Annotated in this window: 22 protein-coding genes; 13 read left to right on the top strand and 9 right to left on the bottom strand. The window is 32.2% G+C overall.

From position 1 onward, the window contains the following. Positions 1-52 precede the first annotated feature (52 nt). Entirely contained in the window at positions 53-1,042 is a 990-nt protein-coding gene (locus QEJ31_RS02115) for a 2OG-Fe(II) oxygenase family protein (protein ID WP_280592141.1), read from the top strand. Positions 1,043-1,064: 22 nt separating this feature from the next. On the opposite strand, the gene trmFO is transcribed toward QEJ31_RS02115, so the two are convergent. Next, complete coding sequence (gene trmFO / locus QEJ31_RS02110; protein WP_280592140.1) at positions 1,065-2,570, bottom strand: methylenetetrahydrofolate--tRNA-(uracil(54)-C(5))-methyltransferase (FADH(2)-oxidizing) TrmFO; 1,506 nt, start codon at positions 2,568-2,570, stop codon at positions 1,065-1,067. 170 nt (positions 2,571-2,740) lie between these two features. Between trmFO and rfaD the strand changes: the two genes are divergently transcribed. From rfaD to QEJ31_RS02070, 8 genes are all read left to right on the top strand, one after another. Beyond that, positions 2,741-3,826 (top strand): ADP-glyceromanno-heptose 6-epimerase, encoded by a 1,086-nt coding sequence (gene rfaD / locus QEJ31_RS02105; protein ID WP_280592139.1) that lies wholly within the window; start codon positions 2,741-2,743, stop codon positions 3,824-3,826. A gap of 81 nt (positions 3,827-3,907) precedes the next feature. Further along, positions 3,908-5,986, top strand: a complete 2,079-nt coding sequence (locus QEJ31_RS02100; protein ID WP_280592138.1) for a heterodisulfide reductase-related iron-sulfur binding cluster — start codon at positions 3,908-3,910, stop codon at positions 5,984-5,986. A 115-nt stretch (positions 5,987-6,101) separates the two neighbouring features. Then, positions 6,102-6,332: a twin-arginine translocase TatA/TatE family subunit gene (locus QEJ31_RS02095; protein WP_280592137.1), complete on the top strand. Its 231-nt coding sequence runs from the start codon at positions 6,102-6,104 to the stop codon at positions 6,330-6,332. Between the two features lie 3 nt (positions 6,333-6,335). Continuing rightward, positions 6,336-7,301 carry an ArsA family ATPase gene (locus QEJ31_RS02090; RefSeq protein ID WP_280592136.1) on the top strand — a complete coding sequence of 322 codons (966 nt, stop codon included), beginning with the start codon at positions 6,336-6,338 and terminating at the stop codon, positions 7,299-7,301. Positions 7,302-7,326: 25 nt separating this feature from the next. Further along, entirely contained in the window at positions 7,327-8,430 is a 1,104-nt protein-coding gene (locus QEJ31_RS02085) for an ArsA-related P-loop ATPase (RefSeq protein WP_280592135.1), read from the top strand. A gap of 1 nt (position 8,431) precedes the next feature. Then, a complete protein-coding gene (locus tag QEJ31_RS02080; protein WP_280592134.1) occupies positions 8,432-9,214 on the top strand; it encodes an ABC transporter permease in 783 nt (260 codons plus the stop codon). Between the two features lie 12 nt (positions 9,215-9,226). Continuing rightward, a complete protein-coding gene (locus tag QEJ31_RS02075) occupies positions 9,227-9,997 on the top strand; it encodes an ATP-binding cassette domain-containing protein (RefSeq protein ID WP_280592133.1) in 771 nt (256 codons plus the stop codon). A 48-nt stretch (positions 9,998-10,045) separates the two neighbouring features. Continuing rightward, positions 10,046-11,542, top strand: coding sequence for an MlaD family protein (locus tag QEJ31_RS02070; protein WP_280592132.1), 1,497 nt, complete (start codon positions 10,046-10,048; stop codon positions 11,540-11,542). 102 nt (positions 11,543-11,644) lie between these two features. Here the strand turns inward: QEJ31_RS02070 and QEJ31_RS02065 are convergent, their stop codons facing one another. The 7 genes from QEJ31_RS02065 to QEJ31_RS02035 all read right to left on the bottom strand — a co-directional run bounded on the left by QEJ31_RS02065 (position 11,645) and on the right by QEJ31_RS02035 (position 19,500). After that, complete coding sequence (locus tag QEJ31_RS02065) at positions 11,645-13,525, bottom strand: ricin-type beta-trefoil lectin domain protein (RefSeq protein ID WP_280592131.1); 1,881 nt, start codon at positions 13,523-13,525, stop codon at positions 11,645-11,647. A 424-nt stretch (positions 13,526-13,949) separates the two neighbouring features. Continuing rightward, positions 13,950-15,029: a thioredoxin domain-containing protein gene (locus tag QEJ31_RS02060; RefSeq protein ID WP_280592130.1), complete on the bottom strand. Its 1,080-nt coding sequence runs from the start codon at positions 15,027-15,029 to the stop codon at positions 13,950-13,952. 125 nt (positions 15,030-15,154) lie between these two features. Next, a complete protein-coding gene (udk, locus tag QEJ31_RS02055) occupies positions 15,155-15,772 on the bottom strand; it encodes a uridine kinase (RefSeq protein WP_280592129.1) in 618 nt (205 codons plus the stop codon). 19 nt (positions 15,773-15,791) lie between these two features. Beyond that, entirely contained in the window at positions 15,792-16,445 is a 654-nt protein-coding gene (upp, locus tag QEJ31_RS02050; protein ID WP_280592128.1) for a uracil phosphoribosyltransferase, read from the bottom strand. Positions 16,446-16,534: 89 nt separating this feature from the next. Further along, positions 16,535-17,086 carry a hypothetical protein gene (locus tag QEJ31_RS02045; RefSeq protein ID WP_280592127.1) on the bottom strand — a complete coding sequence of 184 codons (552 nt, stop codon included), beginning with the start codon at positions 17,084-17,086 and terminating at the stop codon, positions 16,535-16,537. Between the two features lie 109 nt (positions 17,087-17,195). Continuing rightward, on the bottom strand, positions 17,196-18,335 hold the full coding sequence (gene rffA / locus QEJ31_RS02040; protein ID WP_280592126.1) for a dTDP-4-amino-4,6-dideoxygalactose transaminase: 1,140 nt from the start codon (positions 18,333-18,335) through the stop codon (positions 17,196-17,198). Then, positions 18,316-19,500: a glycosyltransferase family 4 protein gene (locus tag QEJ31_RS02035; protein ID WP_280592125.1), complete on the bottom strand. Its 1,185-nt coding sequence runs from the start codon at positions 19,498-19,500 to the stop codon at positions 18,316-18,318. The genes rffA and QEJ31_RS02035 overlap by 20 nt, the downstream gene beginning before the upstream one ends. 186 nt (positions 19,501-19,686) lie before the next feature. Here QEJ31_RS02035 and fliD point away from each other — a divergent pair, with 186 nt between their 5' ends. Both fliD and fliS read left to right on the top strand, forming a co-directional pair. Next, entirely contained in the window at positions 19,687-21,036 is a 1,350-nt protein-coding gene (gene fliD / locus QEJ31_RS02030) for a flagellar filament capping protein FliD (RefSeq protein ID WP_280592124.1), read from the top strand. 44 nt (positions 21,037-21,080) lie between these two features. After that, complete coding sequence (gene fliS / locus QEJ31_RS02025) at positions 21,081-21,647, top strand: flagellar export chaperone FliS (protein WP_280592123.1); 567 nt, start codon at positions 21,081-21,083, stop codon at positions 21,645-21,647. Positions 21,648-21,742: 95 nt separating this feature from the next. Here fliS and QEJ31_RS02020 read toward each other — a convergent pair whose 3' ends face one another. Next, positions 21,743-22,498, bottom strand: coding sequence for a response regulator (locus QEJ31_RS02020; protein WP_280592122.1), 756 nt, complete (start codon positions 22,496-22,498; stop codon positions 21,743-21,745). Between the two features lie 85 nt (positions 22,499-22,583). Between QEJ31_RS02020 and QEJ31_RS02015 the strand changes: the two genes are divergently transcribed. Together QEJ31_RS02015 and murI are read left to right on the top strand one after the other, a co-directional pair. Then, on the top strand, positions 22,584-23,456 hold the full coding sequence (locus QEJ31_RS02015) for an HAD-IA family hydrolase (protein WP_280592121.1): 873 nt from the start codon (positions 22,584-22,586) through the stop codon (positions 23,454-23,456). Continuing rightward, on the top strand, positions 23,453-24,343 hold the full coding sequence (murI, locus tag QEJ31_RS02010) for a glutamate racemase (protein WP_280592120.1): 891 nt from the start codon (positions 23,453-23,455) through the stop codon (positions 24,341-24,343). The genes QEJ31_RS02015 and murI overlap by 4 nt, the downstream gene beginning before the upstream one ends. Positions 24,344-24,595: the final 252 nt, after the last annotated feature.

Below are 24,595 nucleotides of genomic sequence, written 5' to 3'. Positions count from 1 at the left end.
TCCACTAACAGTAAATCCATATTTTTATTATTTAAAAAGCAAAGGAATGCGCATGAATGATATTGAAACTTCTGTTTTAAAAAGCTTATCAAGTGATCTCTCAACTTCAGTAACTTTTAGAAAAATTTCTAGTATGCCACAAATGCCTAGAAGTACTGAAGAAGAAAAATTATTACCAGAATTTAATATGGAAGAATCTGAGTTTATAGATGAAAATATTGTATTTTCTAATGGTGAAGAAGGATTCCTTCGTGCGATTCATGATGGATTTTTTCTCTTAAAAATTCCAAGTAACTTTTCTGTTTCGTTAGGAGATAAATTTACAAATAATTTTTTCCGAGCTAAAAATGGAGATAAAGATGATGCTTATAGAGGATATAAAGATGTAAAAATTCAAGGTTTTTTTCAGGGGTATTTTGATAGAGAAAATGATCAGTTAGAAAATTTTTTCATTGAAATGTCCCACTGGAAAGAATTTCTTCCAGCAGAAATAGAAGCTTTAGGGCATGCTATGGCAGATCTTGGAATTGGAGTTTTGAAAAGTATTTTACTAAAAATTGGAGTCGCAGAATCACATATTGATACTGTAACAAGCGGATTGAGTAAGAAAAATGGGCATCAAATGCTAGCATTTAACCATTATCGATCTGAGAAAAAAACGAGAGGAACTAAATTCCATCGCGATTCGGGTTGGATAACTGTTTTAAGATGCACAGAACCAGGTTTAGTGGCATTCATTGATAATAAATTATATGCATTAAATCCTAAAGAAGGATATTTTGTAATAAATTTTGGTAGTGCATTTGAATTATTGACAGAAACAATGCAATTACCAGTTAAAGCAAATATACATGGAGTTTTACAAACAATACGAAAACCTGGACAAAAAAATAGAACATCTTATGTAGTTTTTCTTGATTCAAATTTAAAGGGACAAATTTTTAGATATGAAAATGGAACACCAAATCAACTGCAATCAGTAGAAGAGTTTATAACTCAAGAAACAGTGCGAGCTTATGTTGAAAATGAAAGTGAATTATAAAAATTTTAATCAATTTTATATATTAAATAAACTCTTTATTAAACCAATCATTAAATAATTCTTCTGAACGAGAGGCAAGCATTTCTCTTTTTGTTGATTTATCTATTTTTTTCATTTTTAAAACTTTTTCAGAGTTACTACTGTATTTTTCAATATCTTCTTTAGTTAAATCATTAAATAAGCCCCAATGAATGTTCATAGGGGTAAATTTTTTTGCTTCAGAATAGATGCAAAAGCGAGCTAAACATCCTAAAGAAGTATTTGCTGGTGGCAGTGATAATTTTTTTTGTTTAGTTAATTTAATTCCAATTAAATGACCTATAAAACATCCCATAGCGGTGCTTTCAAGGTAGCCTTCAACTCCCATAATTTGTCCAGCTAAGTATATTTTATTGTTTTCTTTTAAACTAAAATCTTCATTTAATACAGATGGCGAAACTAAATAAGTATTTCTATGCATGCTTCCTAGACGAAAAAATTCAACATTTTCCATGCCTGGGATAGTGGAGAATATTTCTTTTTGAGCTTTCCATGTTAGGCGAGTTTGAAATCCTACCATATTCCAAGCATTATCGCCTAAACTTTCTTTCCGTAATTGAACTACTGCATATGGCATTTTTCCGGTTTTAGGATTGATAAGACCTTTTGGTTTCATCGGGCCAAATGAAAGGGTGCGTGGACCGCTTTCTGCCAAAACTTCAATTGGCTGGCAACCATTAAAATAACGAGGTTCTTCAAAGTTTTTATGGGGAACTTTTTCTCCAAGTAGTACTTTTTCAACAAAAGCAAAATATTCTTCTTTATTAAAGGGGAGATTTAAATAATCACCATCCTCATCTGCATTAGAAACATCAGGCAATCCAGTTAATTTTTCTTGCGTTAATTCTGCATTAGAAACATTCAGTAATTCCGGTGATTTTTCTTTATTTTGCGCTAAATTCTTTTCATATAAACTGGTTTTTGATAGTCTATTCGCATAAAAAGCAACATCATAATTAATGCTATCGCCATCTAAAATTGGGGCAATGGCATCATAAAAATAAAGCTGATCACTTTTCGTAATTTTTCTTAGGTCTGCAGCGAGTGCGTCATCAGTTAAAGGACCGGTTGCAATAACGATGGCATTAAAATCTTTTTTAAGGTTAATTTCATCGATTGATTGAACTATGGTCTCAATAACTTCAATGTTTTTATGATTTTTTAACTTTTGCGTAATTTCAGATGAAAAGAGTTCTCTATCTACAGCTAAAGTTTCTCCTGCTGGCACTTCAGCTTTTCTGGCTGCTGGTAAAATAAGGCTTCCTAATTTTTCTAGCTCAATTTTTAAAGTTCCGGCTGGATTTAAACGGCTTTTGGACTTTAAACTATTAGAACAGACTAATTCGGCAAATAAATGAGGAGATATTTGGGCTGGAGTTGTTTTTTTTGTCTTCATTTCATATAAAGTGACAGACAATTGATAGTGTTCCGCTAAAATCCATGCACATTCACTACCTGCTAATCCAGCGCCAATTACTGCAACATTCATAGAACTATCCTTTTTAAGATTCTGAAAAAATAAAATTTTATAAATTTGGGTCTTAACGATACCTAAATTTATGTTAAGAGTTTATATTGCAAAGTATGCTGTTTCTTTCAATACATTCTTTTGTTGATTTTAATGGCATTTCTTAAATTAGAAAGAAAAAAGGATAAAGTATGCCACTTTTTGTTGTGACTGGAGCCCATGGGTTTATTGGGACAAATATTGTAGAAAAAATTCTGGCTATGGATCCTACTGAAATGGGTTTTCCGCAACAAAAGCCAATTAAATTTTCTAACTTTATGGAACAAGGACATCAAGATTTAGGATGTTCCGTCATCGCTAGTGACTTATCTACTAGTATAAATAGGGATACAGCGAAGCGATTTTTAGGCTCAGCTCGTTATCAGTATGTTGACTACAGAGATCTCATATCCTATCTTGAAAAATTGCCACAGAAACCTGATGTCGTCATTCATAATGGAGCCTGCTCTTCTACAACAGAAACTGATGTCAACGTCTTTGCTGAATTAAACCTAAACTACTCAATAGCATTATGGATATTTTGTGCTAAGTACTCTATCCCATTTATTTATGCTTCAAGTGCTGCAACATATGGTGATGGATCTTTAGGTTTTTCTGATAAAAAAGAAGATTGTGAAAAATATACTCCTCTTAATTTATATGGAAAATCTAAGCTTGATTTTGATATTTGGACTTTAAAACAATCAAATACACCACCTTCATGGTTTGGTCTGCGATATTTTAATGTTTTTGGGCAATTTGAATCGCATAAAGGCGGTCAAGCAAGTATGGTATATCATGGATACCAACAGGCAACACGCACTGGTAAGATAAAACTTTTTGAAAGTAACTCTCCAAAATATAAAAATGGTGAACAACTTAGAGACTTTGTATATATAGATGATATCGTTCAAGTGACTATTCAATTAATTAAATTATCGTTAGCAAGAAAGCATGAACAATCTAACATTAATTTACCTGAAAATGGGTTATTTTTAAATATTGGTCGAGGAATTACCGAATCTTGGAATAGTTTGGCAGAACAAGTTTTTTCAGCTCTTTCGCTCCCTATCAATATTGAATATATCCCAATGCCTTCTAACATTATAAATCAATATCAAAATTATACATGCGCAGATCTTTCAACACTACGTGCGATAGGTATTCAACATGAATTTACATCTTTAAGTGCTGGAGTTACAAAATATGTTCAAAAGCATTTAATGCGAGGTCAGTAGAATTTGTAAAATTCAATTTTTTTTATTATATTTTTATGGTTGTACTCAGTTATATAACTAAACAAAATGAAGGTTTTTTGCATGGACGCTCAACAACTGACACGCCAAATATATTGGTCACCTTCTGGTGGATTGAATGAAATTTTGCATATGACAACGTACTTTTGGTTAGCCATAGCCACTGTTGTTTTTGCTTATGGTGTTTGGAAGCACATAGTTCTTTGGCGGGCTGGGAAACCAGAAGTTTGTTTCGATAAGCCTGTTGAAAGAATTATTTTATTTTTCCGGAATGTTATTGCGCAAGCAAAAGTTTTGCGTTCACGCAGGCAAAGAGATCCTAAACCAAGATCAATATATGCTGCATGGATGCATGGACTCATTTTTTATGGTTTTTTTGCTTTATTTTTCTGTACAACTATTGTTGCTTTAAAAGATTATAACATCACAGATCTTTATCATGGTTGGTTTTATGCATTTGTAAAAGTTACCGGGCAAATTGGAGGTGTTTCTTTAGCAATTGGTCTTCTTCTGGGAATTTTCAGAAGATCAAATAAAGAATATAAATTTAGCCACAGTCTTGGGTATACGTTACTTTATTCTTTCCTTTTTTTATTAGTTATTCAAGGATTTTTGTTGCAAGGATTTAGATTAGCTTTTGATCTGCATGCACCAGATACGCAATGGGCTTTTGTTGGTTACTTATTTAGTCTTCTCTTTCCAAAAAATATGGATTCAAGTAATGCCAATATGATTTATACTTCGTTATGGTACTTTCATATGGTAACAACCATGGCCTTTATAGCAACAATACCATATACAAGAGCTTTGCATATTGTAACAGCATCTCTTAATCTATATACTCAAAGATTAACCCCTTCTGTAATGCTAGCAAAAATGGATTTTGAAAATGCTGAAGCTGAATATTTTGGAGCAAGAGATATTCGTGATTTTTCATGGAAAGATTTGTTAAGTTTTGATAGTTGTACTGAATGCAGAAGATGTACAGATATTTGCCCTGCTAATGCAGTATTAAAGCCATTAGATCCTAGGGAAATAATTTTAAAAATGAAGAACAGTATGACTGTTGAAGCTTTATTTCCAAAACAAGGTGAAGAAGAAAAGCATTTTCTATTTGAAAATGGTGTAATAACACACAATGAAATTTGGGCATGCACTAATTGCGGTGGTTGTGTAAATGAATGTCCTGTCGGAATAGATCAACTTCGTACAATTATGCAGTTAAGACGTTACCAAACTTTATCTTTGGGAGAAATTCCTGCTTCAGCTGGCAAAGCAATAGAAAATATAAAACAATATAGTAATCCTTGGGGACTCGCTTCTGCGGAGCGTTTTAAATGGGCCGACGGACTAGATCTACCGATTATTACTGGAGACTCCCCTGAAGTAGAATATCTGTATTATGTTGGTTGTGCAGGCGCTTATGATCTAGGGAATCAAAAGGTAGCAAAAGCTGTTGTCTCCATTTTAAAATATTGTGGAGTAAACTTTGCTGTGATGGGTAAAGCCGAAAAATGTAATGGAGAACCGGTTAAGCGTTTGGGTGATGAGTATTCTTTTGCAGAAATTGCAAACAGTAATGTTGAACAACTAAATAAATTAAAATTTAAAAAGATTGTTACCCATTGCCCGCATTGCTTTAATACTTTGAAAAATGATTATCAAGAGTATGGTGGAATTTATGAAGTTTATCATCATACACAATTACTATCAGAGCTTCATAAAGCAAATAAATTATTGTTACCTATTGAAGTAAATAAAACTGTTACTTTTCATGATCCCTGCTTTTTAGGAAGACACAACGGTGAATACGAAGCGCCGCGCAAAATTTTAGAAGCAGTAGCGGGCTTACGTTTAGCTGAAATGGAGGCAAGTAGAGAAACTTCCAGCTGTTGTGGAATGGGTGGTGGTAATATGTGGTATGAAAGTGAAGGTGGTGGAAAGATTGTTGAAAAAAGATTAGAACACGTTGCTCAAACAGGAGCTAAAACATTAGTAACGGGTTGTTCATTTTGTATGATCAACTTTAAAAGTGCTTTCCAAAATATTGAAAAAACAAAAGACTTAGAGATTATGGATATTGCTGAAGCTGTCATGCTAGCAATGCCGAGTGATGTGAATAAAGCAAGCAGTTCTAGGTAGAATTGATATTTGACATATCTTTGTGCTAAGGTTATCCCAAGGGAAATCGTGGTGGGAGGCTTTTCTAGTCTCTGGTTTTACCTAACAATTTCTTCTGCTCTTAGGAGGGTGGTCTATGCACACCTTTAGTTTTGGTGAATTGGCACTCATTTTTGGAATAGTAATTGTATTATTTGGTGGAAAAAGAATTGCTTCTGTGGGTAAGGCACTTGGAGAAGGAATTTCTAATTTTAAAAAAGGATTGAATGGTTCCTCTACTGAAGATAAGCAAATTACTCCACCGCAAAACTCACAACATCAAAATCAAGTTGTAGACGTTGAGCACAAAGAAGTTCCAAAAGTCTAATGCATGACGCTTTTAAATGAATTAAAGCAAAAGCTTATATTTGTAGTAGGAAAAGGTGGTGTAGGAAGAACCACGGTCTCGGCTTCCATTGCGTATCGTTATGCGCAACAAGGTGAAAAAGTTTTGTTAGTTCAATGGGCATTAAAAGATGCCATTTCTCAACTTTATTCGATCCCTGCTTGCACGCACAAAGAATCTTCTACTCCGCATGGTTATAAGACAATGAACTTTTCTGCGTCTGAGTCTATTAAGGAATACTTTGTTGAACATCTTAAAATGCGATTAATTTATAATGTCGTCATTGAAAATAAGCACGTACAACGACTGATTCATGCCGCCCCTGGAGTTCAAGAGTTATTTTTTCTTGGTCGTCTTTTTTGGTTAGTTGAACTCGCTGAAAAAGAAAAAGGATATTGCTACGATAAAGTTATCGTAGACTCTCCTGCGACAGGACACGGTTTATCACTATTTGGCATTGCACCTGCTGTTGCAAATTTAGGAATGACCGGGCCACTTGCTTATGAGTGTGAAAGAGTTAATAAACTTTTGTTGGATGGAGAAAAAACAGGAGTTTTAGTTGTTACTTTACCAGAGGAATTACCAATCGAAGAAAGTATAGAAACTATCCCCAAAATTACAAGTCAATTGCTCAGACCTCCCTTGGCTTTAATAGTGAATCAATCTGTAAATGTTGATCAATTTCCTGCATTTAATTTTTCAGAAGAAGATTTTTGGTTTAAAAACTTATTAGCAAAATTAAAAACTAATAACGCTAAAAATGAACTAAAATTAATTTTGTCGATACTGCATAAAAGAACTCTGAATGAAAATAAATTAACAAATTGGGCAAAAAATCAAAGGGATAAAAAAAATAATTCTCTTCCAATAGTTTCTTTACCTGATTTAAATATTATTAATCAGTCTAATTCACATCCCCAAATGCTTGAATTATTATCTTCTTACTTTTAAAAAATGAACTCCTTAAGAGGTTTCCATGGGAAAATCTTTTCCAAGATTGCATGTTTTTTTAGGAGCTGGTGGAGTTGGAAAAACGACGTTGTCTGCTTCTTTTGCCATCTCAATGGCGCAAAAGGGAAAAAATGTCGGACTCATAAGTATTGATCCTGCTAAAAGATTACAAACAGCTTTAGGTACAACCTCGATTACAGAGGAGGGTACGATCATACCTCTGGAAAATTCTAAAGGACAATTACGTGCTTCCGTCTTGCATATTGGTGATAGCTTAATGCGTTGGGTAGAAGAAAAAGGGTTGTCGCAAGAAAAAAAGGATGATTTGTTAAAAAATCCTTATTTTTCTGCACTATCGAACAAAATGGCCACAGCCATTGATACTTTAGCTGCAATAAGGGTTGCGGAATGGCTTGAACAATATCCTGAAACAGAGGAGCTAGTTATAGATACAGCACCCGGTATTCATGCTATAGATTTTATTGCCAAGCCTGAGAAAGTTTCACTATTTTTAGATAGTAAAATTATTGATTGGGTTAAATGGTTTGTTGGAAGTGCGCATGAAAAACAAAGTTTTGTAGCAAGGGCATTTAAATCTGGAGCAAAAAAAATTATTGATGGTTTAGCTTTAGTAGGTGGGCGCAATTTTATAGTCAATTTTGGTGAGTTTTTAATTTTATTAGACGAAGTTTTTATTACAGCACTTGAAAGAATTAAAATAGCTCAAAAATGGTTAAATACGCCATCTACTCAAATATTTATTGTTACCGCAATAAGAGAAGATGCAATTTTTACAGCAAAAGAAATTCAAAGAATATTAGTTAATTTAGGTATTAAACCCAAATATGCCATTATTAATAAAACTTTTCCTGAGCATTTAAAAATAGATGCCAATCTTTTGCAGTTTATTCAAGATAATTCATTTATTGATGAGAAAGAAAAATTATTTACTAACTATTTAAAAAGCTATTTAGACACACAAACAAAAATTTCTAAGGAACTTTCGTTTGCAAAAATATCCATCATTGAAATACCAATCGCTTCTGGATTAGACGGTGAGCAAGAATTACGCTTTTCTGACTTATCTTCTCTAGGGGATATTATTCAGCAAAAAACAGGAAATATTTAAAATGAAATATATTACGTTAGTTCCTTTTGTAATCGGTGATGTTTTAATAAAATTACTTGCAGGTTTAGGACGTTTTTTGTTGTTTTTTAAAGAAGTTTTTGTTTGGTTTTTTAAGCCTCCTTTTAGATTAGGTCTTTTAATTAAACAATTAGAATTTGTAGGAAATAAAAGTGCTACTATCATTTTAATTTCTGCCTTTTTTGTGGGTGGGGTATTGGGATTACAATTAGGTGTTATTTTTAGATTGTTTAGTGCAGAAGGATTAATGGGTGCTGCAACTGGAAAATCTCTCGCACTAGAATTAGGACCAGTGATGTGTGGTTTTATTGTCATTGGGCGTGCAGGTGCTGCAATGGCTGCTGAAATTGCAACTATGCGCGTTAATGAACAAATTGATGCAATGGAAGCAATGGGTGTAAATCCTATTAGTTATCTCGTTATTCCTAGGGTTTTAGCAAGTACAATAATGATGCCAATTCTGGCAGCTATTTTTTTATTTGTTGGTGTCATTGGCTGTTATGCCGTAGCAGTTATCTTTTATAAAGTTGATACGATGACTTTTATGCAGCAATTAAAATGGATTGTTTATTGGAGTGATGTAGTTAAAGGCTTAATTAAAGCTACCGCATTTGGTTTTATTTTTTCAACTATTGCTTGCTATAAAGGGTTTAAGGCAAAAGGTGGAGCAAAAGGAGTGGGTGAGGCAACTACTAGCGCAGTTGTTGCTAGTTTGTTATCAATATTAGTTGGTGACTTTTTCATAACTATTTTCCAAATAAGGTAAAACATTATAATTATGTCAAGTCAGAGCATTGTTTCACTTGTCGAAGTAAAAAAATCGTTTGGTAATAACCATGTGTTAAATGGATTGAATATAGAAATTCCAAGAAATAAAATTTCATTCATTATTGGACGAAGTGGAGAAGGAAAATCTGTTACTTTAAAGAATATAGTCGGACTGCTAAAACCAGATTCCGGTTCTATTTTTATTAATGGCAACAATATGATGAGTGCTTCTGAGGAAAAATGGGAATTAGTTAGAAGTAAAATTGGTATTCTTTTTCAAGATGGTGCATTGTTTGATAGTTTAACTATTTTTGAAAATGTGTCTTTTCCACTCCAAAATCATCGCAAACTAAAGCAATCAGAATTAGAAAGTGAAGTAGCGCAACTACTTACTACGGTTGGTTTACCTGGTATCCAAGAAAAATATCCTCCAGAGTTATCAATAGGTGAAAGAAAACGGGTAGGTCTTGCAAGAGCTTTGGCACTAAAACCTGAGTTGTTACTTTATGATGAGCCTACAACAAGTATGGATCCCCTGGTTTCAGACTTAATTGATAATTTGATAATAAACACGCAAAAAAATTTGGACGGTATCACTTCTGTTGTGGTAAGCCATGACATTACATCTGTGATGAATGTCGCAGATTATGTTTTTCTTTTGCATAAAGGAAAAATATACTTTCATGGAACTCCAAATGATTTTGCATCAAGTCGCGACGAACTTGTTAGACAATTTTTAACTGGCGGCAGAAATGGACCATTAGAAGTTCCTATAGCTTAATTTAATATTTAAATATGCGGAATCTAGAATTTAAGGATTAGTTTTACAATGGCACTGTCCTCTGAAGTTAAAGTTGGTTTATTTACTATATTAGGTGCTTCAGTCCTAACAACCACAGCTGTGGTTTTAGGTGGAAATCCTTTTGCCTCAAAAAAACAACATTTTTACACTGTGATAAGTAACGTTAGAGGAGTTGCAGAGCGCACTCAAGTGCGTGCATCAGGTGTTCAGGTTGGTGAAGTTACTTCAGTAGAAATTTTGCAGGATGGTGCAAAAATAAATTTTAGTGTTGACGGTAATTTAAAAATACCGAAGGGTTCTTTTCTTGAAATAAAATCAAGAGGAATTTTAGGTGATGTATTTATTGAAATAGTCAGAAACCAAGCTGGTGTCGGAAATATGTCTTCAGGCGAATTTATGCCTAGAAATCCAGAATCCAATGACATTGAAGCTCTTATGACAAATTTAAATAATATTGCCCGAGATATTAAAAAAATTACTGGGTCTTTATCGAATGTTTTAGGTACTAAAGAAGGTGAAAATTCTGTTAAAAATATTCTTGATAATATTGAAGGTGTATCTGCTGATTTGCGTGATATAACTTCTTCGCAAAAAACAAACATAAAAGAAGCAATTAAAGGAATACGAGATAGCGCAGTTAGAATTTCAAATTTAATTGAGCGCAATGACTCGAAAGTAGATCAAATTATTTCCGATTTAAAAACATTTAGTTCTGAATTAAGAAATATTTCGACTCCTGAAAACCGTGAAAAAATTGAAAATATTATTGCCAATGTAGATGAGGCAACAGCTTCTATAAAAAGAATGGCCTCTAAAATTGAAAAAGGTGAAGGAACTATTGGGCAGTTAATTGCAAAAGATGAAACTGCAGATGAAGTTAAAGCTACTTTGAAAAGCATTCAAGACGTCGTAAAACCTATTTCGCAATTAAAATTAACAATGATGGATAGAGCTGAATTTAGGGTGGCGAATGCGCAAACTGGCGATAAATTTACAAATGAGTTTGATTTAATGTTTTCCACACGCCCCGATAGATATTATTTATTAGGTATTACAAATGTATCATATGGAAGACAAGTAGATACGACAACTGCAACAACCACTACAAATGGAAATACAACCACTACAACTACCCAAAAAAATACCAATGAAAATGTTTCAAATTTACGGTATAATTTACAAATTTCGCAAAGAATTGGTTTTATGGGGCTGAGGGTTGGTATGTTTGCTAGTTCAGGCGGATTTGCAACAGATTTTTTTGTATTTAAAGATCGTTTAGTTGGGTCTATTGAGTTTTCTCAATTTGGTGGCAGCCCAACACCATCTGATACTCAATATGGCAGCAAAGGTCCATTTAATATCAAAGCTTTTACAAACGTATTTATTACCCCAAATATCTTTCTTACGGCTGGGGTAGACGGCTTGGTTTTATATGATAAGCCGTTTCCATTTGTAGGTGCTGGTTTATCTATCACGGATGAAGATATAAAAGGACTTTTAGGAGTTGCTGCTTTAGCTAAGTAAATTGTTTTTCAAACGAAATTTTAAATCTTAAAATAATTTTAGAAGCGTTAACAAAAAAAGAGACGAGGATGTTATTATCTTCGTCTCTTTGCTAAAGAGCTTTTAAAGTTTGGCGTCATAAGCTTTAAATTTTGGTGTTAACTTATTGGGAACTTTTAATACAAGTTCTCCATTATCATTCGTATCAAGCACTCTTTGCTCAGGATCTTCTTTAGACCTTATATAGCCTTCAGTTGTAAATTCCCAAATTTGATTATTTTTTACAACTTTATCTTCACTATTTGCAAAACATGGTTCGGCTACAGCAACATCTTGTCCAGATTTATCTTGTTGAAGAGCTAAGCAAAGATTATTCAGTCCAGTTCTAGATTTAAATAGCTTTAATTCTATGTCATATCCCCAAATTTGTTCATGGGTATTATCACAGTCAGCTAATGAAACAACATTGGTTGCTTTATTTACAGCCAAACATTTTGTTGCATAAAGGCTATTTGTTTTTTGCAATCTTATATTTTCTTCAGAGGCAAAAAATGGAGAATTCCAATTCACTGAAACTACAATTGGATTTACAGAAATTTCTCCAGTACCTACTTCAAGCTTATAAGATTTTTTTATAACCAATTGTGAAACTTCTCCAAATATAGCAGCTGTTTGAGCTTTTGTGCTGATTTCAAAAGAAGTTATCCCTTTGTTTCTAGTTGAAGTTCTATATGTAGCCAAAAATGCTGGTGTAAAAGATTTGTGGCTGATAGCTGAAAACTTATTAATGTTTGATGCCCATCTGGTGTTCCAAGGTAATGTACTAAAGTCACAATTTTTTGTGTCAAAACCAGTTAAATAGGTGCATATGTTTTCTGGAATTTTTGCATCCCAAATCCACATTGCTTTATTTCCATTGCTATTATTTTCGACAGTGTATTCATATGTCTCAAATTGAATTGTTCTAGATCTTGTTCTTAATATATTTGCACCAAGTTCTAAGCCAACATTTGCTTCAACTTCTCCAAGACTAAGTCCTGTTGCTGGAGAAACTGCTGGCTTGAATTCAGCTTTACTGCCTAATTTTAAGCCACCAGATATGCCTGAGTTGTAACCTATCGTTTCGCTAAAAGTAGTTTTAGGATTTAAATTTGTTGGAAAAGTGTTTGCAATATGTACTTGATTTTCTAAAGTTTTCCCACTATTTGAGTCAGAGTTTATTTCAAAAAAATACTTGTTTGCTACTGGAGAAATTCTGTCTCCATATTTTATTTTTTCTTGTTTGATAGAATTTTTTATATGCCACCCTGGGCCACCCCTTTCACTTGGGGAAATGCTAAAAGTTATGAATTTTCCATCTTCAGTTCTTATTTTTTGACTTGGATTTTCCTTAGGAATAAATTCTCCAGCACGAGAGCCGAACATATCTACTTTAAAATGTAATTTTACATTAGCTTTTTTATCGCAGTAATCAATTAATTGAGAGTCATCTTTGCTTAATTTTGGCATAAAACAAGATAAATTTTCCTCAAAAATAGTTACTGTGACAGAAGATTTGTCAAGAGGTTGATCATTTTCTTCAGTATCAGATTTATTTTCTGAATTTAATTCAGCATAAATCATTTTTCCAACTTCTTTTTCAGTATCTTTATTATTGCTGCTTGCAGAAATTAAGCTAAGGTTATTTTCATTGTTTTTATATAAATAAACGTCAGTTTCTTTATCGCTACTTTCAGAATCATTTAATGCAATTGGTGAAACTTTAAATAAAAGTTCTTGAAGTTTTTCAGAATTTTTAATTCCTTCTAATTTTACTACTTTATTTTCATTTATTTCTGTAGATAGGTCGTAATTTTTATTATAATTCTTCTCACTAACAGTAACAAAATTTGAACCATCAAATTTTTCTGATTTTGATTTTTTTGAATCAACATTACAACTAACTGCAACTAAGGAAAGCAGACTAGTGTATAAATACTTCACATTATGACTATTTAATTGCATGATCTCTCCCTGCTCAAGATGAACGAACCGATAAAAAAAACAAAGCAAATAATGTGCCAAAATATTTAGATGATTTTTAATTATTTCAAAAAAGATAACTGTTAATTAATTTTGAATTAAAATTGAATTAATGTTTTTTATAGAAAAATGGATAAAAAAATAAATTTTTTTCTTTATTTTTATAAATTATTTTTATTCTTTAAAAAGATAAAGTTCTAAGTAGAGAAAGTGAACAAAGGTAAAGTGTATAATTTATTTTCAGTTAATGGTAAAGAACTATAATTTAAGAAAGAAATAATGTATAATTTTTATACACTGCTGTCATGAATTTGTACACTCTTAATTATTTTTTTAATTTAATAAAAAACAAGCTCTTTTCTAATGAAAAGAGCTTGTTGGTCGTTTGGTAATGGAAAGGTCTAAGTTACTTTGCGTTTAATTTAGCATCAATTTCTTTCTTCAGACCAGCAACGCTTAAATTACCTTCAAATTTTTCACCATTAATAAAAATGGAAGGAGTAGCATTCACTCCAACACTATTTCCCTCTTCCATTTGTGCCATTACAGCTTGGCTTATGGTTTTATCTTTGTCTTCTAAACAGGTTTTAAAATCAGCAATATTTAATTTTAGCTCTGTAGCTATTTTTTGATAAGTCTCAGATGAAAGTTTATCAGTAGAGCCTTTAACATATAGCGATTTGTGCATGTCCCAGTATTTGTTTTGATTAGCAGCACATTTCGCAGCAATTGCAGCTGGTAGAGCTTCTGGGTGGATTTGCATTAAAGGAAAATCTTTATAAATGTATTGAACTTTGTCCTTGTATTCAGCCATTACTTTTTCAAGAGTTTCATGAGTTCTTACGCAATAAGGACATTGATAATCAGCAAATTCAACTATAGTAACCTTAGGATTTTTTAAATTACTATTATATTTATATCCTGTTGCATCATTAAAGGTGACAACTATTTCTTGTGGTTTTTCAATCCCAGTAACTTTAATTTTGCCTTTATCTTGAGCTTCAGCTATAAGTTCTTGTTCAGCTTTAGCTTGTTCCATTCTTGTTAGATATTGTTTGACCAAACCAGAACGTTTGTCTTCTGGTATCTGCAAAAGTTGAGGGTTGTTAGCATTGTCTGCAAGAAATTTTTTAACAACTTCATCTCCAACTACTGCTTTTTTAGAATAGTAATCTTCTTTAGCAGCATCTAAGGAAGCTAGTTTATTTTGATTTTTATAATCATCAAACCATGCATCTAAATAGTGCTTTTCTAAAATAGCCGATGCCGTTTCATATACTTTTTTTTGTGCATTGATAAGTTCAGTTTTTTCAGCTGTTGAAAGATCTTTAAATTTAATGGTTTTAGAGTTAAAGGAGCCTAATACATCATCAGAACTTTTGGATTTTTGGGATTGACACCCGATAAAAGCTAAAGTTGTTAATGTTACGGTTGTTGCGATTCTATATTTATTCTTATTTAACAAATCTTTTAAAGAAAAGTTCATTTTTCCCCCAGAAAAAAGTTTAAGGTCATCGAAATATACACTGAATGCTGAATTTTCAAAACAAATAAGAAAGAATGTAGATAGCAATTTTAAAGAAAATTTAAAGGATATGGATTTTTTAATGCTTAATTTTTTAGATTCTCAACTAATTCGGTTAATAAATAGTTATTCACAGTATCGTTATCATAGGCAATATATGAGGCAAATTTTCTTGAAGGTTGGACAAATTGGTCATGCATAGGTTTAACAAATGAATTATATTGAACTTTGACTCCTTCAGGGCTTCTTCCTCTTTCTTCTACATCTCGCTTCAAGCGTCTTTGGAACCTGACATCTTCAGGGATATCTATAAAAATAGAGATATCAAAAAGAGGTCTTAAAACTTCTTGGGATAATATTAAAATCCCATCTACAATTAAAAAGGGACTAGGCATTACTTGGATTGTCTCAGATTTTCTGGTGTGGGTAACAAAATCATAAATTGGCATTTCTATTTGAAGACCATTTGCTAATGATTCTATATGGTTTGCCATTAATGTAAAATCAATAGAATTTGGATGATCAAAATTAACGCTCCCATCTCCAGTAAATTTTTTACTATGATCAAAATAGTAACTATCCTGACTTATTATCTGGCATTGTTCTTTACCAAAAAGTTTCAAAAGTTTGCGTGCGGCAGTGGTTTTTCCTGAACCACTGCCCCCAGTAATTGCAATAACGGTAGAAGATTTTTTGTTTTTCAAATGAATACCCTAATTAAAATTAAATTGTGCCGTAGATACGATCTCCTGCATCTCCTAACCCAGGCAAGATGTATCCTTTTTCATCTAAACCACGCTCGACAGATAAGCAATAAATAGAGACATCTGGATGTGTATTTTGGAGTAATTCCAAACCTCCTGGTGAAGCAAGCAAACAATGAAAACGTATTTCATTGACCCCATATTGCTTTAATCTATTTATAGCAGCAACAACAGTTGAACCCGTTGCAAGTAACGGATCAAGTAAGAAAATTTTGTTATTCTCAATGTCGTTTGGCAGTCTAAAATAATATTCAACTGTATTATTTAAAAATTTATCGCGATATATGCCGATATGTCCAACTTTTGAGTGAGGGAACATTTGCATAAAACCATCAAGCATACCCATACCAGCTCGCATTACAGCGACAATAGTTACATCCTCAGAAATAAAAGGGCTTTCAATTCTTTCAAAGGGAGTTTCAATAATATGGTTTCTTACTTTCAAATCTCTTGAACTTTCATAAGCCATAAGGCGACTCATTTCACTAAGTAAACGTCTAAAGTCACTAGAATTTGTTTCTTTTTTTCGCAATGAAGAGAGGGAGTGACTTAAAATAGGATGATTTAGTAAGTTGACATTTTTTTGCTCATTTTTTGCTATATTTTTTACCATTTTTGTTTCCTGAATATTTAGAATTTAAATTTTAAGTTAACACTTTAGTAAAAAGAAAAAAAGTTTTTCTGCAATATTTTAAATTTTTATTATTTTGTAGTTAAAACAGAATTGCTAGTGTCAGATAAATAAAATTCTAATAAATTATTTGGTAAAACTTTAGCGCTTAACCAAAAAAATTTAATTGCATTTTGATATATAACGCTTTCATCAGGTAATATATATTCACCTGTTTCTAAAATTGAAATTTTATATTTTTTTATTGGAGCATAAATTTGTGGAATAAATTCGCTATTATTTATGTGCAGCTTTTCAATTGTAACTGAACAAGTTGAATTTGGCGAAATTTTAAAAGTGTGGTCATTTAAATTAGAAATAAATTGTCTGTTATATGTAGATTTCCCAGTACAAAAAACGTTACCTTCTATTGTGAAATTTGGAATTGGCTCCTGAAGACCAGAATTTATTTGATAAATTTGGTTTACAAGTAGGTTCCGTTGCGTATCTTTTTCTGGAGAATAAGGAAACCTATCAGCTGAGTAATTCTGGGGCATTTGCTGTGTAGGTGTATACCGACAAGCAGAAGAAATTAAACTTGTTGATAGTATTATTATATTCAAAGATAAAAGCCTAAGGTTCATTGTCATCCTTATAATACTGTTCTTTTTGCTATCGGCTTTTATCTGGAAAGGAAAAGAAAAAATTAAGAAAAAGATAAAAATAAATAATTATCTTAATTAAATTAGTTGTTTAGTTAAATTTCTGAGCCCATGTCATGATCTCACTTGCGACAGTTTCATAATCTTTTCTTTCCATATCTGGGTAAAGAGGAAGTCGAAGTAATCTCGAATGATATTCTTCAGTATTTGTTAAATCATTAGGTTTATTGCCTAACTCAATTCCTAATGGAGCTGAATGTAAAGGGATGTAGTGAAAAGTAGCGCCAATCCCCTTATTTCTTAGATGGGACATTAATGAATTTCTTTGTTCCTGAGAATTCAAAACAATATAAAATAGGTGATAATTTGTTTCAGCGTAGTTTGGTAGAAAAGGCAAAGTTAAAATATTTTTTTCTTCTAATGTTTTCAGAGTATCGTAGTAATAATGATGAATAATTCCTCTTTTTGCATTTAATTCAAACATAATATCAACTTCTGCTGATAAAATAGCTGCTAACGGCTCAGCTAGAATATAACTAGATCCTTTCGCAACCCAAGTATATTTATCAACTTGTCCTTTTAAAAATTGCGAACGATTAGTGCCTTTTTCTCTAATTATCATTGCTTTTTCTGCTAAAGAATCATCATTAGTTAAAAAAGCACCACCTTCACCACAGATAACATTTTTAGTGTCATGAAAACTTAGACATCCCATATCACCAATTGTGCCTAAATATGTATTATTCCATTTTGCTCCAATTGCGTGAGCTGCATCTTCGACGATTTTTATATTCCTTGGACGACATATTTCTAATAGTTTTTCCATATCACATGCTACTCCTGCATAGTGAACTGGAATTACTGCTATAGTTTTAGATGTAATTTTTTTCAGGACATCATTAATATCAATATTAAAAGTTTTAGGATCTATTTCGCAAAATACAGGTTTTAAACCAGCAACGAGGATGGCATTTGCGGTAGATGTAAAAGTAAATGAAGGCAAAATAACCTCATCTCCTTCCTTCCCATCCAATAATAACATGCTCATCTCTAATGCATGTGTGCAAGATGATGTAAGTAAAACGTGCTTAACATTAAGAATATTTTTTAGCTTTTCTTCGGTTGAGTGACAAAAAGTACCATCTCCAGATAATTTCCCAGATGCAAAGACCTGATTTATATTTTCGAATACTTTTTTGGGTATATGTGGTTTAGATAGAGGTATGTGCATTTTGCTTCTCCAGACAAGAATAATACAAATTTAAAAGTTCACTAATTTTTTTCTTCCAATTATGCTCAGTATATACCCAATTTTTTGCTTTTTCTCCATGTTCCAAGATTTTTTCAGGAGATATTACATATTCTGCAATAGCATTAGCAATTGCATGAGAATTTTTTGGTTCTACAAGGAGCCCTCTTTCGTTGTTGAGTACTTGCTCAGGAGTACCTCCAGAATTTGTCCCAATAACGGGGAGGCCCATGGCCATAGCATCTAATACAGATAAAGAATAGGTTTCTTTATAAGTTGCCAATACAAATAAATCACTAGCGTTTAAAAAAGGAACAAAATTTGCTTGAAAAGGTACCAGATGAATTCTTCCCATGACTTCAGGGTTAGCAATATAATCCTGAAGCCACTCATATAATTGTTTTGCTTGAGGTTCAAATATTTTATTACCAGCCGCATCTATGTGATCTAGAGTAGGCTCTCCCATGATAATAAAATGGACTTTTTTTCTTATTTCCGTTGGCAGAAGTAAAAACGCCTCAGCAAATTCTTTTATCCCCTTGCCCGGATCGATTCGGCACATGGTAATAATGGCTTTTTCATCACTAGTGATATTAAATTTTTTGCGATATTCTTCCCTTTCTCTTTGATTTTTTTGATAAATAGAGAGATCTCTCCCATATCTAAGCAAGAAAACTTGTTCTTTTGGGATTGGATAATTAAGCTTAATTCTTTCATTTAATATAACAGATGAAGATGTAATAGCATGAATTTTACTGTAAATAAATTTATGAATAAAATCTTTTTTTGATGGGGCGCTCATATAAAGGCTAAAAATATGCTTTTTATCAGGTAACCCGAATAATGCCAAACTAGCAAGCCATACATCTTGGCGAGTATGGGTATGAATAATTTGATAATTCTCAGCTATTGTTATTTTTCTTAATTTTCTAATATCTTTTAAACTTATGCGCGCTTGTTTATAGCCAGAGATTGTTTTTATTCCTAATTTATGTGCTTCTATTTCTATTTTGCTTCCTGGTAAACAATAAAGGCATGTTTTTATTCCATTTTCTATTAATTTTTGAATTAACAGAACAGTATAAAGTTCTAGTCCGCCAAAAGCTTGCGAGGTATTTACGTGTATAATTTGAGGTGCATTTCGCATTCAGTTTTCCAATATTAAAATATCCAATTGAAAGCAATAAATTGCTTAACCGGAAAATTTTATACTATAAATTAGATCATTAAGGAATCAAATATCTACCTGAATAAAGATCTGGCAGAGAGGGAAAAATTCTTTCCTATCTATTTTGGGTTTTTTGCCATATTTATAATATGGAGATTTTAACTTATGGCTGGAATTCGAGTCAATACAGGTTCAGGAATTGATCCAAAAATGGTTGATCAATTAATTGAAATTGAGCATGAACCTATTAAAAAAGTTGAAGCCAGAAAAAAAGAAATTAATGATGAACATAAACTATTTAATGATCTAAAAGGTTTGGTTAGTACTTTAGGTACTAATTTAAATGGATTAAGAACAAGACAAGATTTTTATAAATTAAAACTCACAAGTTCTCATCCTGATATAATTGAAGGAACAGTTGATAACAATGCCCCCATTGGTACCTACGAATTAGAAGTAAGACATTTAGCTCGAACACATAAATTACTTACTCAATCTTTTACAGATAAAGACACCACTCCTGTTGGATTTGGTTATATGACAATTGAAAAAGAGGATGGAGAGTCTTTTGATGTGGATATTGATCCTGATAGGTCGACTTTAAATGATGTTGCTGTGCAAATTAACTCTTTAAATAAAGGAGTTAAAGCAATTGTAATCAATACAAAAGAAGGAATTGAAGATAGTGATGAAGAAAATTACAGGTTGATTGTCATATCAGAAAAATCTGGAAAAGAAGCTAAAGTTACAATAGATCCTGATACCACCTACCTTGAATTTAAAGAACAGGTAACTGGTAGAAATTTAGAAATGTTATTTGAAGATGTCAAAGTCTATAATGAATCAAATAAAGTAACTGAACTGTTTCCTGGAATGGTATTAGATATAAAAAGAGCAGAACCAGGTACAAAAGTGAATATTAAGATTGATTATGATGTAGATAAAACTATGGAAAATATAAAAAAATTTATTGAATCATATAATAAAGTAAATGAATTTATTGATAAACAATTTCAAGTTGATCCTAATACCAATAAAGCGGGAGTCCTTTCAAAAGATAACAGTTTAAGAACATTAAGAAGAGCATTGCAAGGTTCAATGCAATTTAGTGTGAATGGAGGAAAGTTTCAAACTTTAGCTGACATAGGAATTTCTACCGACCCAAAAACTGGCAACTTAAAATATGACGAATCTAAAGCTAAACAATCCTTGTCCGAAGATTATGTCGGTGTTTCTAAGTTGTTCATCACATCAGATGATTCTTCAGGTATAGGACCAAGACTCTCAGATGCTGTGCGGAATGTTCAGAGTCAACAGAGTGGGGTAATCCCATCAAAAGAAAGAGAATATAAAAGAATTCTCGAAAATTTTGACAAAGACATTGCTGTGAAAACAAGACAGGCTCAGCAAAGAGAAGAAGGACTAAGAAGACAGTTTGCATATGTTGAACAACTTATCAGTGGAATGAATGCACAAGGTAAAGTATTGCAACAAAAACTAGATGCTATGGGATAGTTGCATAATTTACTAAAGACATAATTTTCAAGGATGGTTTTTCAATGAATGTGAAAGCATTTAAGGCGTATCAGTCTACTAATGTAACAACTGCAAAGCCTGAAAAAGTTCTTTTAATGTTGTATGAAGGATGTATAAAATTTCTACGTGTTGCTAAAGTTAGAATGCAAGAGAAAAAAATTGCTGAAAAAGGAAAAAACTTAAGTAAAGCAATCGCTATAATTGCTGAATTAATAAACACTCTTGACCATGAAGTAGGTGGACAACTTTCTGCTGATTTAGAAAATTTGTATATGTTTATAATGGATAAATTAATTGAAGCAAATATTAATAATAAAGTAGAGGATATTGAAGTAGCTGAAAAACTTTTAAATACCTTATACGAAGCTTGGCGTGATGTGGTTAGTAACCCTAGACCTGATGGTGTTCCTAGTCCAACTCTACAACCAGAATTATACGAAACTTATTTAAAATCAATTAAAAATCAACAGTCAATAGAAGAAGCAAATAATAAAAATTTAAAAAACGAGAAATCAAGTGCGGCTGCTGTAAATCTTTCTGCTGAAGTGAAACCAGCTGTAAGCAGTATGAACTCACTAAGTAAAAAATAGGTATGATGTTTCTTTAATTTTATCTCAATGGGATTAATTTTGATTTTTATTTGAATTAAAATTAATGCTATTTTTAAAAAATTACATAAATAAAATTATTGTAAATAATAATGTGATGACTTCATTTCTATGCTGTTACTTTGCACAAACTTATTTATTTTTTCTTTTGTAACTTTTGTTATTTCTGTGAATTTTATTCCAAATCCTTCATCGGTAAACCTTACTACACTCCCTTTTGCTTTTAATAAATCATCTGACTTAGGCAATAAAAATTCAAATTCTAATTCTGTACCGATTACAGGATTTATCTGATTTGACTGGTCAATTACATGTAAACCATCAGCAGAAATATCGATAACGTAAGTTTCAAAATATTTGTTTTCTTTTTTTACTTTAAAAGGAATATTACATTTCACTCTTAAGCTTTTTCTAAAATCAATTTTACTTAATTTTTTTAATTCTTCAATTAATTTACTTTTGGGACTGGGTTTTAGCAAAAATAAATCAGCGTTATTTTGAAAAATATCATCTTTATATTCTTCGCTATTTACAACACTAGTAACAACAAACCTAATTTTTGGATTTAAACTAATTTTTTTTGCTTGGACTATTTTTTTCAGTGCATTTCCTTTTTGGAATAGATAATCAAGCATAACAATATCTATTTTTTCATCTGCAATCATTTTGATTATTTCTTCTATAGATTTAGCATGTTTTACAGCAAATCCAGCTTGGGAGAGAACTAAGCCCTCCATACTCGCTGAAAGTGAATGCTCATCTCCTAGCAGAACAGTTAGTTTTGGATTTGGATTTTTACTTTTGATAGTTCTGATGTTTTTTAATTTATTCATATTCTCTAATCCAAAATGGTTGCAAAGTTGATGAGATTTCAACTATGTTTATCGGGTGTCATTGACGACCCTTGAGGAGAGATAAATGCTTTGGCCTGAGATCCAGATAGCTGACTTACGTGAACTAGATAACATATTTTCTGGAGAAAAATATAAAAATTGTTTTAAAAATAAAGCATATTCGGGATTTGTGTTTTTTGATATTGGAAGTGTTTTGCTTGATTTAGACTGGGATTATTATATCACTGCATTTGAGCAATTATTACCTCCCACGGCTGTGAAAGATCATAAAAGTATCTATAGCGTATTGAAAAAGGAAGCCGTTCTTGAAAAATGGTGTTGCGGTAAAATGGGGGCGTATGATTACGCCAAATCTTTTATCCATGTGTTAGTAAAAACGGCAAAAATGCCGCAGCTGGAAAATCAAATTTCTATCCAAGAGATTAAAAAAGCTGATAGTTATGTCGTCGGTGCTCCTAGGCAATCTGTGTTAGAAATGGCTAAAAAATTGCGTGAACTTAATTTTGGTATTGGTGTATTAAGCAACGCTACCACTTGGCATGAAGTTGTTATTGAGAAAAAAATTCCTTTGCGCGAATTATTTGATGTTGTTATTTTTAGCCAAGATGTGGGCTGTGAAAAACCAGATCAAGAAATATATAAAATTGCTTTTACAGAAGCGCAGGCATTTATTGCCAAAAAATATCGCCAAAAATTAGATGTGGGAGATACATATTTTATTGATGATACACCTGCTAATGTAAGAGCCGCCATTGATTTTGGTTGGAATGCAAGTTTGGTAAATTTGTTAAATGAAAATATAATGGCAATGATAGAAAGTAACAAAATATCTGATTTGGAATTAAAAACATTATGTAAAGAAAGGGAAAATTTACTATTCGGCATAAATGCAGCGAGAAGAGTGGAAAATATTTTTAGAAATGTAATAGGCTTATGACTAAAATAAACATACTTCCTAACATTGCTTTTTTTGATTCCAGTCAGGGCGGCTTAACCGTTTGGGAGAATGTATTAAAACGCTTTCCAAATTTAAATACCCAATATTTAGGGGATAATGCCCGTTGTCCTTATGGTAACAAAAGTCAAGAAACTATTACTCGATATGCTTCAGAAGCTACGCTCTACTTAGCGAGTCGCAATGCTTTGTTACTTATAATTGCTTGTGGTACGGCCTCGAGTGTAGCAGCTAAAGAATTACAACATCTATTTAAACTTCCTATAATAGGAATAGTGGAAGGTTTTTGTAAATTTGTTGCTACGTTACTAGATGATAAAACACGATCAGTCGCAGTTCTTGGGACAAAATTTACCGTTCGTAGTAACCGTTTTAATGAAGAATTGAATAGAAATGGTGTAGAAAATGTTTGGGCAAGGGCATGTCCTTTATTTGTTCCTTTAGTTGAGGAAGGTATTTCTCAAGGCCCTATGGTCGATGCCGCTTGTGATATGTATTTGTGGGATATCCCTGAGGATACAAAAGTTGTGATGCTTGCGTGTACTCATTATCCACGCTTAACTTTACCAATTGCTGAATCTTTGGAACGAAGATTAGGGAAAACTGTAATTTATAAATCAATTGACGGTGACTGGGTTTTAAAACTTGGCTCTAAAGACCAAAATGATCCCATTTTTTTGGTAGAGTCTTCGCTACCAATAGTCAACTTTGTTGAACAATTTATAGCTACTAATCAATATGAAAAAATATTAAATCATGGAGAGAAACAAGTTTTATGTACGGATTCTCCAGAGCAATTTGAAAGCATCGCCCGTTTTTTTACTTCTATTCCGTTACCGAAAGTAGAAGCGGTTGAAATACAAACTTAGTAAAGTTTGCATTTCTCCATTTTTTAGATTAATTAAAACAATCAACATTTCTAAAAGAAAAATTGCATAAAAAATTGAGATGATTCAGGTATTCTAATATTACTTCAGAAGAAGTAGGGCTATATGAAGAATAAATATTTAATTTCAATAATTGCTATATCAATAGGGGTTATCGCTGGTGTTATGAGTTCTTCTATGATTATATCTTGCAATTTTCTTTAAAATTTGATAAACAATCCCTGCCTGTTAATT

The sequence above is a fragment of the Pigmentibacter sp. JX0631 genome, from assembly GCF_029873255.1.
Taxonomy (GTDB): domain Bacteria; phylum Bdellovibrionota_B; class Oligoflexia; order Silvanigrellales; family Silvanigrellaceae; genus Silvanigrella.
Note: the sequence above shows the minus strand (reverse complement) of the source record. Positions and strands in the feature narration are given on the sequence as shown.